The organism is Xanthomonas sp. WHRI 10204, from assembly GCF_040202875.1.
GTDB lineage: Bacteria > Pseudomonadota > Gammaproteobacteria > Xanthomonadales > Xanthomonadaceae > Xanthomonas.
The window spans coordinates 1323501-1340296 of sequence record NZ_JBEGDW010000002.1 but is presented as its reverse complement, the minus strand read 5'-3'; the positions used below and the strand labels follow the sequence as shown (position 1 = coordinate 1340296).

Below are 16796 nucleotides of genomic sequence, written 5' to 3'. Positions count from 1 at the left end.
GACGGCCGTTGGCCAGGAAAACCCGCCGCATCCAATCCGGCTCCGGTGCTCTCTAAGCGCTGCCTTGGCAGCACCAGGCGTAACAAAGCCCTACGTCTGACCTCGCTGCGGCATGCGTCACGCACGTAGGAGCGCACCCGGGCCCGAGGCCGTTGGCCAGGAAAACCCGCCGCATCCAATCCGGCTCCGGTGCTCTCTAAGCGCTGCCTTGGCAGCACCAGGCGTGACAAAGCCCTACGTCTGACCTCGCAGCGCCATGGATCACACACGTAGGAGCGCACCCGGGCGCGAGGCCGTTGGCCAGGAAAAACCCGCCGCACCCAATCCCGCTTCAATGCGCCAAACGCTGACTTGGCGGTGCCAAGCGCAACAATCCGCTCGTCTGCACTGGAGGCGCCACGAACCCACCGGCCGGCGAACGAACAAACTGTCGCGGCCGCTGCCTGGCTTCATCCGCCCTGTGCGAGAATCCAGTCACCCCGATTCCACTGGATGCGTGAATGTATCGTCTTGCTATCGCCGCGCTGCTGGGCGCGCTCAGCCTTACCGCCTGCGCACAATCGTCGCAGCCTGCGGCAAGCGCCGCCGGCGCCAAGCCAGCCGCCGCTGCCCCCGCCGCCGCGACTGGCAATGTGGATCAGCGCGTCGGCGCCGCCCTCAAGGCACTGGATCCGGACTTCAAGCCGGATTACATCGGCGCCGCGCCGTTCCCCGGGTTCCGCGAGGTGGTGGTCGGTGGGCAGGTGCTGTACGTCAGCGATGACGGCCGTTACCTGATCCAGGCGCAGCCGTTCGACATCCAGAACAAGCAGTTTGCCGCTAGCCCGGGCCTGCTGGCGTACCGCCGCAAGCAGCTGGACACCGTGCCCAAGGCCGATCGCATCGTGTTCGCACCGGCCAACCCCAAGTACACCGTCACCGTGTTCACCGACGTGGAATGCGGCTACTGCCGCAAGCTGCACAGCGAGATCGGCGAGCTCAACAAGCAGGGCATCGCGGTCGAATATCTGGCCTTCCCGCGCATGGGCCTGGGTAGCCAGGACCACAAGGAAATGATCGCCGTGTGGTGCGCGGCCGACCGCAAGCAGGCCTTGACGGCGGCCAAGTCGGGCCAGCCAGTCAATGCCAAGGACTGCAAGAACCCGGTGTCGATGGAATACACGCTGGGTCAGCGTCTTGGCGTCAACGGCACCCCGGCGATCTTTGCGCCCGACGGCACCCAGCTGGGTGGTTACCTGCCGCCGGCGCAGCTGCGCGAAGCGTTGGAAAAGCGCGCCGTCACCACCGCCGGTGGCAGCCGCTAAGCTGGAATATGTGAGTCTGGCAGTAGTGGCGCGCCGGTAAGGCGCGTCGCCACGACGGGACACGCTTGAGGAAGGGCTGGATGCGCATGCATCCGGCCCTTCGTCGTTTTAGCGGCATTGCCGTGCGGAAAAAGGCAGTGGTCAGTGGCTGACTGGAGCGATGCCAGGCAAGCATCCAGCCTGGAAGCTGACTTCCAACTACCCAGACCCAGACCCAGACCACAGACCCAGACCCAGACCCAGACCCAGACCCAGACCCAGACCCAGACCACAGACCACAGACCACAGACCACAGACCACAGATCCCAATCCCCAATCCCCAATCCCCAATCCCCAATCCCCAATCCCCAATCCCCAATCCCCAATCCCCAATCCCCAATCCCGGCCCGCACCGACCAACCTCCGCTACAATGATCGGCCCCGTTTCTGACACGGTTCCCCGGACATGATGGTCCTCGAGGGCGCTTCCGCCCTTTCGCCGTTCCGCCGCGCTCGGCTCGAAACCCGCCTGCAAACCCTCGTCCCCGCGCTGCGCATTACCGGCGCCTGGCACGTGTATTTCATCCGCGCCGAGGCCGGGCAGTCGCCCGATCAGGCCACCTTGCAGCGCATCCTGCAGGCCGAAGCGGACCCCGCGCCGCGCGACGAACAGGCGTCCTCGCATTACGTGGTGCCGCGTCTGGGCACGCTGTCGCCGTGGTCGAGCAAGGCCACCGAGCTGGTGCGCGGCGCCGGGCAGCCGATCCAGCGCGTAGAGCGCGGCACCCGCATCGATCTGGTCGGTTGGCCGGACGACGCAGCTACCAGGGGCGCCGTGGCCAAGCTGCTGCACGACCCGATGACGCAATCGCTGCTCGGCTCGGCCGCCGCCGCCGAGGCGCTGTTCAACGTGCCCGACCCGGGCCATCTGCGGCGCGTGCCACTGGATGGGCTGGAGCAGGCCAACCGCGACCTGGGCCTGGCCCTGGCGCAGGACGAGATCGACTACCTGCGCGAGCGCTTCGCCGAACTGGGGCGCGACCCGGCCGATGTCGAGCTGATGATGTTTGCGCAGGCCAATTCCGAGCACTGCCGGCACAAGATCTTCAATGCCAGCTGGACCATCGACGGCAAGCCGCAGGAACGCTCGCTGTTCCGCATGATCAAGCACACCCACCAGCAGACCCCGCAAAACACCTTGTCGGCCTACAGCGACAATGCGGCGGTGGTGGAAGGCGTGCCGGCCGCGCGCTATCGTCCGGATCCGGCCACCGGCCAGTACCGCAGCGAAGCGGTGCTGCCGTCGGCATTCGCCATCAAGGTGGAAACGCATAATCACCCGACCGCGATCGCGCCGTTTCCCGGTGCGGCCACCGGTGCCGGTGGCGAGATCCGCGACGAAGGCGCCACCGGGCGCGGCGGCAAGCCTAAGGCCGGCCTGACTGGTTTCACGGTGTCGCACCTGCGTATTCCGACCCTGCCGCAGCCGTGGGAAGCGCCGCGCGCGCTGAATCCGCGCATGGCTCCGGCCCTGGACATCATGCTCGACGGCCCGCTGGGCGGCGCCGCATTCAACAACGAATTCGGCCGGCCGAATCTGCTCGGGTATTTCCGCAGTTTCGAGCTAGCCGAAGGCCCGGGCCTGACCCGCGCTTACGACAAGCCGATCATGCTGGCCGGCGGCCTGGGCGCGATCGATCGCAATCAGGTCGAAAAGCTGCGCTTGCAGCCGGGCGATGCGGTGATCGTGCTGGGCGGCCCGGCGATGCTGATCGGCCTGGGCGGCGGTGCGGCCAGTTCGGTGGCGGCCGGCGACAGCGCCGAGGCGCTGGATTTTGCCAGCGTGCAGCGCGAGAACCCGGAAATGGAGCGCCGCTGCCAGGAGGTCATCGACCGCTGCGTGGCGCTGGGCATCGACAACCCGATCCGCTGGTTCCACGACGTGGGTGCAGGTGGCCTGTCCAACGCGATTCCCGAACTGCTGCATGACTCCGGCGTGGGCGGCATCATCGACCTGGGCCGCGTGCTCAGCGACGACCCGTCGTTGTCGCCGCTGGAACTGTGGTGCAACGAATCGCAGGAACGCTACGTGCTGGGCGTGCCGCAGGCGCGTCTGCAGGAATTTGCCGCCATCTGCGCCCGCGAACGCTGCCCGTTCGCCGCCGTCGGCGTCGCCACGGCCGAGGAGCGGCTGGTGGTGGGATACGGCGTCCTTGACGCCGGGAATCGGGAATCGGGAATCGGGAATGGCAACGGCAACGGCAACGGCAACGGCAACGGCAACGGCGCCACGCCGGTTGCCGACGCTGCTGCTTCAAACCATTCCCGATTCTCCAATCCCGATTCCCAGCTCCCCATCGACCTGCCCATGGACGTGCTGTTCGGCAAGGCGCCGAAGATGCATCGCGATGCGGTGCATCCGCCGGCGCCACAGTGGCCGGTGTTGCAGACGGCGACGCTGGATCTGCAGCAGGCCGGTTTGCGGGTGCTGGCGCATCCCACGGTCGCGTCCAAGAGTTTTCTGGTCACCATCGGCGACCGCAGCGTGGGTGGCTTGACCGCGCGCGAACAGATGATCGGCCCGTGGCAGCTGCCGCTGGCCGACTGCGCGATCACCCTGGCCGGGTTCGAGACGTTTTCGGGCGAGGCGATGTCGATCGGCGAGCGCACGCCGCTGGCGCTGTTGAACGCTGCCGCGTCCGCGCGCATGGCGGTGGGCGAAGCGATCACCAATCTGTGCGCTGCTCCGGTGCAGTCGCTGGACAGCATCAAGCTGTCGGCCAACTGGATGGCCGCCGCCGGCCACGCTGGCGAAGACGCGCTGTTGTACGACGCGGTACGTGCGATCGGCATGGAACTGTGCCCGGCGCTGGAGCTGAGCGTGCCGGTGGGCAAGGACTCGCTGTCGATGCAGGCGCAGTGGGTTGCCGGGAATGGGGAATCGGGAATTGGGAATGGTGAACTGCCAGAGCCCTCCGCTTCTTCCATTCCCGATTCCCGATTCCCGATTCCCGGTGAAACGCTGAAAAGTGTTTCACCTGTGTCGCTGATCATCAGCGCCTTCGCGCCGGTCGGCGATGTGCGGACGCAGCTGACGCCGTTGTTGCGCAACGACGAAGAAAGCGAGCTGTGGTTGATCGGGCTGGGCGGCGGCAAGCAGCGCCTGGGTGGGTCGGTGCTGGCGCAGGTGTATGCCGACGATGCGGCCTTGCCGGCGTTCGGCGGCGACGTGCCGGATCTGGAGGACGCACAACGGCTGCGCAGTTTCTTCGAATTGATCCGCGATGCGCGCGAAAGCGGCCTGTTGCTGGCGTATCACGATCGCAGCGATGGCGGTGCGTTTGCGGCGCTGTGCGAGATGGCCTTTGCCTCGCGCCAGGGCCTGGATATCACGCTGGATGCCTGGGGCGATGACGCGTTCCGCAGCCTGTTCAATGAAGAACTCGGTGCGGTGGTGCAGATCGCCAGCGAAGATCGCGCTGCGTTTGCCGATCTGGTCGAACGCCATGCACTGACCGAGTGCGCGCAGCGTATCGCGCGTCCCACCGGCGCGCCGCGCGTGCGGGTGAGCGGGCAGGGGCGGGTGCTGGCGGAATGGCGTTGGGAGGAGTTGTTCGATGCGTGGTGGTCGGTGACCCATGCCATGCAGAAGCTGCGCGACAACCCGGACAGTGCCGACGAAGAGCGCGCGCTGGCGCGCGATTTTCAGGCGCCCGGGCTGCGTCCCACGTTGGTGTTCGACCCGTCCGAGGATGTGGCCGCGCCGTTCGTGGCGACCGGTGCGCGGCCCAAGGTGGCGATCCTGCGCGAGCAGGGCGTCAATGGGCAGATCGAAATGGCCTACAACTTCGAGCGCGCCGGGTTCAGTGCATTCGATGTGCACATGAGCGACCTGATCGAAGGGCGCGTGGATCTGGCGCAATTTTCCGGCTTCGCCGCCTGTGGCGGTTTCAGCTACGGCGACGTGCTGGGCGCCGGCCGCGGCTGGGCCACCTCGATCCTGGAGCGCACCGCGTTGCGCGATGCGTTTGCCGCGTTTTTCGCACGTAGCGATACGTTCGCGCTGGGTGTGTGCAACGGCTGCCAGATGCTCAGCCAGCTCAAGGACATCATTCCCGGTGCCGGGCATTGGCCGCGTTTCCTGCGCAATCGCAGCGAGCAGTTCGAAGCGCGCACCGCGCTGCTGGAAGTGGTGGAGTCGCCGTCGATCTTCCTCCGCGGCATGGCGGGCTCGCGGATTCCGGTGGCGGTGGCGCATGGCGAAGGCCGTGCGGAGTTCGACACTGCCGTGGACCAAGCCGCCGCACGCGTGGCGCTGCGTTTCATCGATGGCAACGGCGCGGTGGCATCGCAGTACCCGCTCAACCCGAACGGGTCGCCGGACGGCATCACCGGGCTGACCAGCACCGATGGCCGCGCCACCATCCTGATGCCGCATCCCGAGCGCACGCCGCGCACGGCAAACCTGAGTTGGCATCCGGCCGACTGGGGCGACGACTCGCCGTGGCTGCGGATGTTCCGTAATGCGCGGGTGTGGTGCGGTTGAGTGAGGTGATCCCGAGCCGCGTGCGCTAAGCGCGCGTCACGCGTCTCCCTGACGGCTGTGTGCAGCGATGCACACGGCCGTTTTCGTTTGTGCCCACGGTCTGATGCCACCGCGTCGCAAGGTGTCTGCGCGACGGTCTGGATGGATTGGGTTGCATCGCGCGTCGCCATGCACCGGTGCTGCGATGCTGTCGCTGAAAGAGGCGTGTAACCCGTGCGTTCTGGCCGGCTGCTGGCGCGTACGGGTCGGTCCATCCATGTGTTCCGGGCGGTGCGTTGCGGCAACGCGGCCCAGTAACTCGCCGATCGACACAGTGTCGCGCCTGGTCATGCCGCCTTGGCTGTGCAGTTGCGACCAGGTTTCGTAAAGAAAATAAGGTTTGCTTGAAGTAAAGTTGAGAGTTGCTAGTTATTCGCATCAAAGGTTTTTTGCGTGCGTGATGCGCTCCGTATTTAGTTGTTCGGGTGTTCAATAAACTCATCTAGCGTTACGTATTTAGTGTAAGCGGTACGTCTGCCAAGTACTCGGTGGCGCTTATTTTTCAAGGTAAATCTCGGTGAAGGGGAGCTGCTGCGCTCGATAAAGCCTCGGCGTGACGCACGGAAATCAGGTGTGCGGTGGTCGGTTATCACACGCCCGGAAATGCTGAAAAGTAAGTGTTCAATGAAAGAGTATCGAAAATGCCGAGGGTGGCCGCTCTCCGGTAAGGCGATGCATTATTCGATTATCTCGAACATGCCGGCGCGGGGCCGTCTGCCTGTGTGCCGCGGCCTGGTCGCTGCCATCTGCGTAGTGCTGGCGGGCAGTGCCATCACATTCACCGCAATGGCGCAGGCGCGTAGTCCGAGGACGCCGTACAGCTTGGTCGATGGCTAACGTCTTTGAGCGCAGTGACCGGCTGTCGCTGATGCGTCGACGGGTTCGGTTGCCAGTGCGGTGGAGCCGGCGCTCTCGTCCAACGCGGCAATGCCGGCCGAAGATGACGCCGATGTGCTTCCATTCGTCGACGCGCGCGATGCCATTGCTCTGGGGGCAGCAAGCAATGCGCTTGCCGATGGCGCCAGCGCGCTGGGAGCGGGCAACCTGGCATTGGCGCGCGATGCCACAGCCTTGGGGCGCAATGCGATGGCGATCGATACGTCTGCAGTGGTGGTTGGCGGAGTTGCAACGGTGTGCGACTACGACGCGTTCGGCTTTGTTGTCGGCAGCAGCGAGCAAATCACCGAGGCCGCCGGTGTTGTGTCCAACGCGATCGGTGGCGGTGCCAAGGCGGTCGACGCGCTCATGACGGCAGTAGTCGGCACTGGCGGTGACACGTGTGCTGCGGCGTTGCGACGCCGATGGTCTGGACTGCACGCTGGATGCCCAAGTCCTGCGAAACGGCACAATCCAGCGCGGCGTGTCCACTGGGGCCGGGACTGCGGGTGTGCTCACCTTCCAGGCGTCCGCAGGCCAGGGACTGAGCTTTCTCAGCGTCGGTGGCAGCGGGCAGGCGTCGCTGTATGGCGCACTGGGCCGCGTGCCCAGCGCCGACGACAACGACAACGACAACGACGGCGCCTCCATGCGCAGCAGCACCAGCCAGGCAGTGCGCTTCACCGCGCCGCGCGCAGGTACCTACGTGCTCAAACGTGAGGGCGCCATCTTCGACGGCGTGAGCCTGCTGGCGCGCCAAGGAGTCGACGTCTGGCATCGATGCAGGGCGCGGTCGTCATTTCCTTGGCGCAAACGGATCCGGCGCTGCTAGCGGCGAAGCTGCCGGACAACCGCGGCCGACACGCAGCGGGCTGACCCGCCATCTGACCTACTCCTGGTGTGTTTTTGCGCAACCAAGCCCCTTGGCGTCTCGCCAGCGGGTTTTTTTGTCTGCAAAAGACATGGCTATTCAGCTTTGAAATGTCTTGAGAGACATGATCTAGGTCGCTGTTTTCCAAAGAATTATCAAAAATCTAATAAAAGCAAGCAGAAGTGTGACGAAAAGCACTCTTATCTTCGCTTTCTGTCAAAAACTTGACGCCGGATTTGACGGCTGTTAACACTTCGCGCAGTTCTATGGTTGGGTAGCGTTCACTTTTTGACTATCCACGGTGCAGGCGCAAGCCGCCCATCGCCGCAAGGCCCATAGCGCGCACAACCACGGGGAATCGCGTGGCCGAAAGGCCTTCCGAGGGTGGGCGCTCGCCAAAAACCAGTCCCAACAACTCAGGAGTAGTGCGTCGATGAATCGGATTTATCGCAAGGTCTGGAACAAGTCATTGGGTGTGTGGGCCGTGGCCTCGGAATTGGCCAGCGGTGACAGCACCGGAGCCGTTGCTCCAGCCTCGCTCATCGACCGCCGCCAAAGCCTGGCATTGGCCGCCGCCATCACCCTGGCGCTCGGCGGCGCCGGATTCGTCACGCCACTCCCCGCCAGCGCGCAATCGGTCGAAGTCGGCCGCGGTGCCTCCGCACCTGCCGCCAAGGCGACCGCCATCGGTGCCGGCAGCACGGCCAGCGCCACCGGCGCGGTCGCTACCGGTGCCGACAGCAGCGCCAGCGGTGTGAATAGCAGCGCGATTGGTCGCCAGACCAACGCCATCGGCGAAAACGCCGTGGCCATCGGCTACAACAGTTTTGTGCGCCAGGCAGGCGAAAACGGCGTGGCGCTGGGCGCCAATGCCGGCGTCACCGGTGCCAATTCGGTTGCGCTGGGCGCAGGCTCGCGCACGCACGAAGACGACGTGGTGTCGGTCGGTAGCGGCAATGGTCGCGGCGGCCCGGCAACGCGTCGCATCACCAACGTCGGTGCCGGCATCAACGCCACCGATGCGGTCAACGTGGCGCAGCTGCGCGACGTGGCCGATGTGGCCGAAGACACCGCGCTGTTCTTCAAGGCAAGCCCGGGCGACGACAGCGTCGGCGCCTATGTCGATGGCAATAGCGCACTGGCCGCAGGCGATGCCGCCAATGCGATCGGTACCGCAACCACCGCGCTCGGCACCGGCGCCAATGCCACCGCCGAGAACGCGACCGCCGTGGGCGCCAATGCACTGGCCTCCGGCCAGAACAGCGCAGCGTTTGGCCATAACGCGCAGGCCAATGGCCCGGCCAGCGTGGCCGTGGGCGGTGCTGCGGTCAACGAAGATGGCCAGCCGTTGATCACCAATGGCGGTGTGCCGGTCACCACCGGTGCCACCAGCGCCGGCGTTGGCGGAACGGCGGTCGGCGCCAGCGCCAATGCCGACGGTTTCGCGGCGTCCTCGTTCGGCGTCGGCGCGTATGCCGCCGGTGCGCAGGCATCGGCATTCGGTGCAGTGGCCAACGCCGGTGGCGATTACGCCACTGCCGTCGGTACCCAGACCAACGCCAGCGGCACCAGCAGCACGGCTGTGGGCGGCCCGGTGGATCTGATTCCCGGACTGGGCTTCTTCGTGCAGACCCAGGCCAGCGGCGACGCGTCCACTGCGCTCGGCGCCGGTGCGATTGCATCGGGCACCTACACCACCGCCGTCGGCACGTTGAGCGAGGCGTCGGGTACCGAAGCCACGGCAGTGGGCTACTTCGCCTACGCACCGGGCGAAGGCGCAACCGCGGTCGGTCCGGAATCCTGGGCCAGCGGTGAGCTGAGCACGGCGCTGGGCTACTACAGCACCGCACGCGGCGCCAACTCGGTGGCGCTGGGCGCCAATTCGGTCGCCACGCGCGCCGACACCGTGTCGGTCGGCGCGGCCGGCGCAGAGCGTCAGATCACCAGCGTCGCTGCCGGTACCGAAGCCACCGATGCAGTGAATCTCGGCCAGCTCACCGCCGTCTCCGATGTCGCCGCCACCACCGCGCGCACGTTCGTCGCCACCGGTGAGGGCGCTGCAGTTGCCGAAGGCGTGGACAGCGTCGCGGCAGGGTCCAATGCATCCGCGCTTGCCGATTACAGCACTGCGCTGGGTTCCAGCAGCATTGCATCGGACATCAACACCACTGCCGTGGGCAGCGGTGCAGTGGCAAATTTCAACAACGCCACGGCGGTGGGTTTCAACAGCATCGCCAGCGACCGTTATGCCACTGCGCTGGGCGCAGACAGCACCGCGTCGGGCTTCTACGGCACCGCACTTGGCAGCACCAGCGTGGCCTTCGGCCGCGGTGCGACTGCGGTGGGTTTCGAAAGCATCGGCAACGGGCTTGAATCCACGGCGCTGGGGTTTGCCAGCGTGGCGTTCGGCGACACCAGCACCGCGATCGGTGCGGAAAGCACCGCGTATGGCACAGGCAGCGTGGCAGTTGGCATCACCTCGGCCGCAGGTGGCGATGCTTCGATTGCCATCGGCGATACCGCATTCACAGGTGGCAATCGTGCAGTTGCGATTGGGTCGCAGGCCAATGCTTACGGCGATCGTTCGCTAGCGCTGGGTGCCAACACCTTCGTCGAAGGCACCGATAGCGTTGCGATCGGCGATGGTGCGCAAGTTGCGGTGAACAACAGCGTTGCGCTTGGCGTGAACGCTGTTGCCGATCGCGCCAACACGGTTTCCGTGGGTACCGTTGGCGGCGAACGTCAAATCACCAATGTCGCTGCCGGTACCGAAGGCACCGATGCGGTGAATCTGGATCAGCTCAACGCAGTGGCCGGCACCGCCGAAACCACCGCGCGCCTGTATGCAGGCACCGGCGACGGCACTGCCGTCGCACAGGGCGAAGATGCAACGGCGGCCGGTTCCAATGCCACCGCCGAAGGCGATTACAGCAGCGCCTTCGGTGCCAGCAGCCAGGCCACCGCCATCGGTGCCGTGGCCATCGGCAGCGGCGCCAACGCAACGGCGCAGTACGCCAATGCCGCCGGCTACAACGCGGCGGCCAGCGGCTTTGGCAGCGTGTCCAACGGCGCCTTCAGCCAGGCCAGCGGCGACTATGCCGTGGCCGTGGGTGGCGAGAGCGAAGCAGCCGGCGCGCAGAGCACCGCGCTCGGTGCAGCGGCAGGTGCGTATGGCGATGGCTCGCTGGCGGTTGGTGCGCTGAGCGAGGCACAGGGCAGCGAATCCACCGCGATGGGCTACTTCGCCAGCGCCAGCGGCGAATCGGCCACGGCAATTGGCGCAGAAAGCGTCGCCGATGGCACCACCGCCGCAGCACTGGGCTTCGGCGCACAGGCGACGGCCAATTACGCCACCGCCGTCGGTGGGTATTCCACCGCGAGCGGCTTCAACAGCACCGCATTGGGTAACTTCAGCACCGCCAGCGGCTCCAACACGGTCGCCGTGGGCAGCGATGCCACCGCCACTGGCGCCTACAGCGTTGCAGCCGGCCAGGGCAGTGTGGCCAGCGGTTACAACAGCGTATCGGTCGGCGGCGCCTTGCTCGGCCTGTTGCCGACCGAAGCGTCCGGCGATTTCTCCACCGCCGTGGGTGGTGCCGCGTGGGCACCGGGCCTCAACAGCACCGCGTTGGGTAACTTTGCCGAATCCACCGGCGAAAGCAGCGTGGCATTGGGTGCCGATTCGGTCGCCGATCGCGACTTTGCGGTGTCGGTCGGCAGCGCCGGCAACGAGCGTCAGATCACCAACGTGGCGGCCGGCACCCAGGGCACCGATGCGGTGAATCTGGATCAGCTCAATGCGGTTGCCGAAGCCGGTGCGACCACCAGCAAGTACTTCCAGGCCAGCGGCAGCGACGACAGCGATGCCGGTGCGTACGTCGCAGGCGATAACGCATTGGCTGCAGGCGAGGGCGCCAACGCCACCGCCAACGGCACCACTGCATTGGGCGCAGGTGCACAGGCAGTGGCCGATGCAGCCACCGCAGTCGGCTTGAACGCGCTGGCGAGCGGCACCAGTGCCGCAGCGGTCGGCAGCAACGCGCAGGCGTTGGCCGAAAACAGCAGCGCATTCGGCAGCAATGCGCAGGCCAGCGCTATCGGCGCCACCGCAAATGGCGCTGGCGCGCAGGCAAGCTCCACCTACACCACCGCGCTCGGCAGCGAGGCAGTGGCATCGGACAACCAGGCCACCGCTGCGGGCTTCCGCAGTGCGGCGTCCAACGTCGGTAGCGCGGCATTTGGCGGCTACAGTGAATCCAGCGGCCGGCTGTCGTCGGCACTGGGTTACGGCGCGGTGGCGTCCAGCGATTACAGCACCGCCGTCGGTGCTGCATCGCTGGCCTCCGGCGCCAGCGCGGTGGCCGTGGGTGAGTTCAGCGAAGCCACCGGCGACGAAAGCGTTGCGGTCGGTGGCAGCACGTTCTTCGGCTTCATCCCCGCGCGTGCCTCGGGAACCGGCGCGGCCGCCTTCGGTGCGGGTGCGTGGGCAACCGCGGACTACACCACCGCGATCGGCTGGAACTCGTATGCGGACGGCACCAATGCCACCGCGCTAGGTCAGAGCGCTGCGGCGTTGGCCAACAACACGCTGGCACTGGGTGGTAACAGCCGCGCCGATGCGGTCGGCGCCAGCGTGATCGGCGTGGATGCATCGGCTACCGGCATCAACAGCACCGGTGTCGGTCGTCAGGTCAATGTGATCGGCGAAAACGCGGTCTCGGTGGGCTACAACTCGTTCGTCCGCCAGAGCGCGGTCAACGGTGTGGCGCTGGGTGCCAACGCCGGTGCCACCGGTGCCGATTCGGTGGCATTGGGCTCGGGTTCGCGCACCTATGAAGCCGACACGGTGTCGATCGGTAGCGGCAATGGCCGCGGTGGTCCGGCGACGCGTCGCATCGTCAATGTCAGCGATGGTCAGACCGCGTCCGATGCGGTCAACAAGGGCCAGCTGGATGCAGTGTCGGCCGATGTGCAGAACACCAGCAGCAAGTTCAAGACCACCGGCGATACGGTGGCCACCGCAACCGGCGAGCGCAGCACGGCTGCCGGCTCGGGTGCTGTTGCCACGGGTGCACGCAGTGTTGCCATCGCTTCCGGCAGCAGCGCGTCGGCGACCGGTGCCAGCGCGATGGGTGTGGACAGCAGCGCCAGCGGCGTGAACAGCACCGCGATGGGCCGTCAGACCAATTCCATCGGCGAAAATGGTGTGGCGCTGGGCTACAACTCCTTCGTGCGCGAGAGCGGCAGCAATGCGGTGGCCCTGGGTGCGAATGCCGGTGCCAGCGGTGCCGATTCGGTCGCCTTGGGCTCGGGCTCGCGCACCTACGACGCCAATACGGTGTCGGTGGGTAGCGGCAATGGTCGCGGTGGTCCGGCAACGCGTCGCATCGTCAACGTCAGCGACGGCCAGACCTCCAGCGATGCGGTCAACAAGGGGCAGCTGGATGCATTGGCGGCCGATGTGCAGACCACCAGCGGCATGGTCAAGACCACCGGCACCGGCGTAGCCGTGGCAACCGGTGATCGCGCGACCGCCGCAGGTGCGGGTGCCACTGCCAGTGGTGCACGCAGTGTCGCCATTGCTTCCGGCAGCAGCGCCACCGGCACTGGTGCCAGTGCGGTAGGCGTGGACAGCAGCGCCAGCGGCATGAACAGCACCGCGATGGGTCAACAGACCAATGCCATCGGCGAGAAGAGCGTGGCGCTGGGCTACAACTCCTTCGTCCGCCAGAGTGCGGTCAACAGCGTGGCGTTGGGCGCCAATGCCGGTGCAACCGGTGCCGATTCGGTGGCGTTGGGCTCGGGTTCGCGCACCTACGAGGCCAATACGGTGTCGGTGGGTAGCGGCAATGGCCGCGGTGGTCCGGCAACGCGTCGCATCGTCAACGTGGGCGCCGGCGCGATTGCCGATGCCAGCACCGATGCCATCAACGGCGGTCAGTTGTTCCAGTCGCTCAGCAATGCCGCCAGCTTCCTCGGTGGCGGTGCGGCGATCGGCGCGCAAGGCGTCTTCGTTGCGCCGACCTACGTGATTCAAGGCGCCAGCTACAACAACGTGGGCGCGGCATTGACCGCGCTGGACACCAAGGTCACCCAACTGGATGCACGTGGTGGCACTGCAGTTGCCAGCACCACGGCATCGCTGCGGACCGCCACGGTGCCGGCTGTCGCTGCACCTGCTGCTAGCGATGCGGCAAGCAACGTCAGCACCGCCACTGCGACTGCTGGCGTGCAAGGCACCCCGACGGCAGCGGTGGTCGGCAGCATCACGTCGGCGGCAACCTCGACGGCAGTCGGTACAGCGGCGGTGGCTAACCATGTCACCGGTACCGCGATTGGCGGCAGCGCTTACGCGCATGGCCCCAACGACACCGCCATCGGCAGCAATGCGCGCGTCAATGCCGACGGCAGTACGGCGGTCGGCGCCAACACGCAGATTGCGGCGGTGGCCACCAATGCGGTGGCGATGGGCGAGGGTGCGCAGGTCAGCGCCGCATCCGGTACCGCCATCGGCCAGGGCGCACGTGCCAGTGCACAGGGTGCGGTCGCGTTGGGTCAGGGCTCTGTGGCCGACCGCGCCAACACGGTTTCGGTGGGCAGTGTCGGCGGCGAGCGGCAGGTGGCCAATGTGGCGGCCGGTACGCGCGCCACCGATGCGGTGAACAAGGGCCAGTTGGATGGCGGTATTGCGACGGCCAACAGCTACACCGACAGCCGCTACAGCGCGATGGCCGACAGCTTCGAAAGCTATCAGGGCGATATCGAAGACCGTCTGCGTCGGCAGAACCGTCGTCTGGATCGTCAGGGCGCGATGAGCTCGGCAATGTTGAACATGTCCGCCAGCGTGGCCGGTATCGCCTCGCAGAACCGCGTCGGTGCCGGCGTCGGTTTCCAGAACGGCGAGTCGGCGTTGTCGGTGGGCTACCAGCGTGCGATCAGCCCGCGCGCCACGTTGACTGTGGGCGGTGCGCTGAGCGGCGACGACAGCTCGATCGGCGTGGGTGCCGGTTTCGGCTGGTAACGCTCAGCAACAGCGTACGCAGTTGCATCAAACGCGGCGGCGCCGATGTGCGCCGCCGCGGTAAGGCCTGAGGGGGCGGGCAAGGACCGTGGCTAGGCCAGCCAACGGATTCGCATGGAGTGATGGCCGTACCAGGAGCGATCGATCAACTGCCGCAGGCCGGCTCACGGCTGCGCGGCGTTGCCGACCCCGTTCCAAGCCTGATTCACGAAAAACACGAAGAGGATTTCACCGTGATCGACAAGACCTTCCGCCTCACCCCGCTGACCGGCGCCATCCTGATGATGGCCCTTGGTGCATCCGGCACCCTGGCAGCCGCACCGAAACTGCTGGTCAAGGAACCGACCCAGTCCGCTTCGGCCGGCGCCCAATTCAGTAGCCGCCTGATCGTGCGCTACAAGGACAACACTGCCGCTGCGACCGATCGCAGCAGCAAGCTCAATGCCGTGCAGGCCGCTGTCGGCCGCGTCGGTGCCAGTACCGGCGCACGTAGCAGCGCAGCCGCCGCCAAGGCGACGTATGTGCGCAAGCTCGGCATCGGCTCGGACCTGATCAAGCTGTCCAGCACGCTGACCGCCGCGCAGGTGGACAAGGTGGTGGTCGAGCTGAAGAACGATCCGTCGGTGGCCGACGTGCAGATCGATCGCATGCTGCGTCCGGTCGAGATCAAGAAAAGCGTTGCGGCCACCGATGTGAGCCCGCAGCTGGTTCCCAACGACCCGCTGTATGCGCAGTACCAGTGGCACCTGAGCAACCCCAACGGCGGTATCAATGCGCCGGCCGCATGGGATCTGTCGCAGGGTGCTGGCGTGGTGGTGGCAGTGCTGGACACCGGCATCCTGCCGGGCCATCCCGATTTTGCCGGCAACCTGCTGCAGGGCTATGACTTCATCAGCGATGCCGAAGTCTCGCGTCGTCCGACCGATGCCCGCGTCCCCGGTGCACTGGATTACGGCGACTGGGAAGAAGCCGACAACGTCTGCTACACCGGCTCGGTGGCGCAGGAAAGCTCATGGCACGGCACCCATGTCTCGGGCACCGTGGCCGAAGCGACCAATAACGGCATCGGCATGGCCGGCGTCGCACCCAAGGCGTCCATCCTGCCGGTCCGCGTGCTCGGCCGTTGCGGCGGTTATACCTCCGACATCGCCGACGCCATCGTGTGGGCGTCCGGCGGCACGGTCGAAGGCGTCCCCGCCAACACCAACCCGGCCGAGGTGATCAACATGAGCCTCGGCGGCGGTGGGGCCTGCGATTCGGCCACCCAGCTGGCGATCAACGGTGCGGTGGCGCGCGGCACTACTGTCGTGGTCGCTGCCGGCAACGATGGCGATGACGCGGCCAACCATTCGCCGGCCAGCTGCAACAACACCGTCACCGTCGGTGCCACCCGCATCACCGGCGGCATCACCTACTACTCCAACTACGGCAGCAAGGTCGATTTGTCCGGCCCGGGCGGCGGTGGCAGTGTGGACGGCAATCCGGGCGGCTATATCTGGCAGGCCGGCTACGACGGTGCGACCACGCCGACCTCGGGTAGCTATAGCTACATGGGCATGGGCGGAACCTCGATGGCGTCCCCGCACGTGGCTGGCGTCGTGGCGCTGGTGCAGAGCGCGGCGATCGGTCTGGGCGACGGCCCGCTGACCCCGGCTGCGGTCGAAGCGTTGCTCAAGCAGACCAGCCGCCGTTTCCCGGTGACCCCGCCGGCCAGCACACCGATCGGCAGCGGCATCGTCGACGCCAAGGCCGCGCTGGAAGCGGTGTTGGTGGAACCGTGCGATCCGGCCACCGAGTCCTGCGCACCGACCGCCGTCGCGTTGACCAACAAGGCGCCGCTGACCGGCCTGAGCGGCACTTTCGGCAGCTCCACGCTGTACAGCTTCGAAGCCAAGGCCGGTGCGGTGCTGAGCTTCATGACCTACGGCGGTACCGGCGATGTGTCGGTGTACGTCAGCTATGAAGCCGAGCCCAGCGCCAGCAGTTTCGATGCCAAGTCCACGCGTCCGGGCAACAGCGAAACCGTCCGCTTCACTGCCCCCAAGGCAGGCACGTACTACATCAAGTTGGTGGGTGCATCCGATTACGCGAAGCTGACCCTCGTTGCACGACAGTAAGTGCTGAAATAGTGTGACCAATGCCCCCGGCTAATCACCGGGG

At 66.4% G+C, this 16796-nt stretch carries 4 protein-coding genes and 1 pseudogene; all 5 read left to right on the top strand.

The genetic code is table 11. The annotated features are described in order from the left end of the window. The first annotated feature begins 500 nt into the window (after nt 1–500). The 5 genes and pseudogenes from ABQZ00_RS16680 to ABQZ00_RS16660 all read left to right on the top strand — a co-directional run bounded on the left by ABQZ00_RS16680 (nt 501) and on the right by ABQZ00_RS16660 (nt 16753). Entirely contained in the window at nt 501–1304 is an 804-nt protein-coding gene (locus ABQZ00_RS16680; RefSeq protein WP_323518945.1) for a DsbC family protein, read from the top strand. A 445-nt stretch (nt 1305–1749) separates the two neighbouring features. Beyond that, nucleotides 1750–5829: a phosphoribosylformylglycinamidine synthase gene (purL, locus tag ABQZ00_RS16675; RefSeq protein WP_323538725.1), complete on the top strand. Its 4080-nt coding sequence runs from the start codon at nt 1750–1752 to the stop codon at nt 5827–5829. Nucleotides 5830–7135: 1306 nt separating this feature from the next. Next, nucleotides 7136–7504: pseudogene (locus ABQZ00_RS16670) on the top strand (protease); the annotation flags it as partial. A 544-nt stretch (nt 7505–8048) separates the two neighbouring features. After that, nucleotides 8049–14636: an ESPR-type extended signal peptide-containing protein gene (locus ABQZ00_RS16665; protein ID WP_323538726.1), complete on the top strand. Its 6588-nt coding sequence runs from the start codon at nt 8049–8051 to the stop codon at nt 14634–14636. Between the two features lie 233 nt (nt 14637–14869). After that, on the top strand, nt 14870–16753 hold the full coding sequence (locus ABQZ00_RS16660) for a S8 family serine peptidase (protein WP_323538866.1): 1884 nt from the start codon (nt 14870–14872) through the stop codon (nt 16751–16753). The last annotated feature ends 43 nt before the right edge of the window (nt 16754–16796 follow it).

Coding starts and splice junctions, on each gene's coding strand:
- ABQZ00_RS16680 (WP_323518945.1), top strand. CDS start 501: ATGTATCGTCTTGCTATCGCCGCGCTGCTGGGCGCGCTCAGCCTTACC.
- ABQZ00_RS16665 (WP_323538726.1), top strand. CDS start 8,049: ATGAATCGGATTTATCGCAAGGTCTGGAACAAGTCATTGGGTGTGTGG.
- purL (WP_323538725.1), top strand. CDS start 1,750: ATGATGGTCCTCGAGGGCGCTTCCGCCCTTTCGCCGTTCCGCCGCGCT.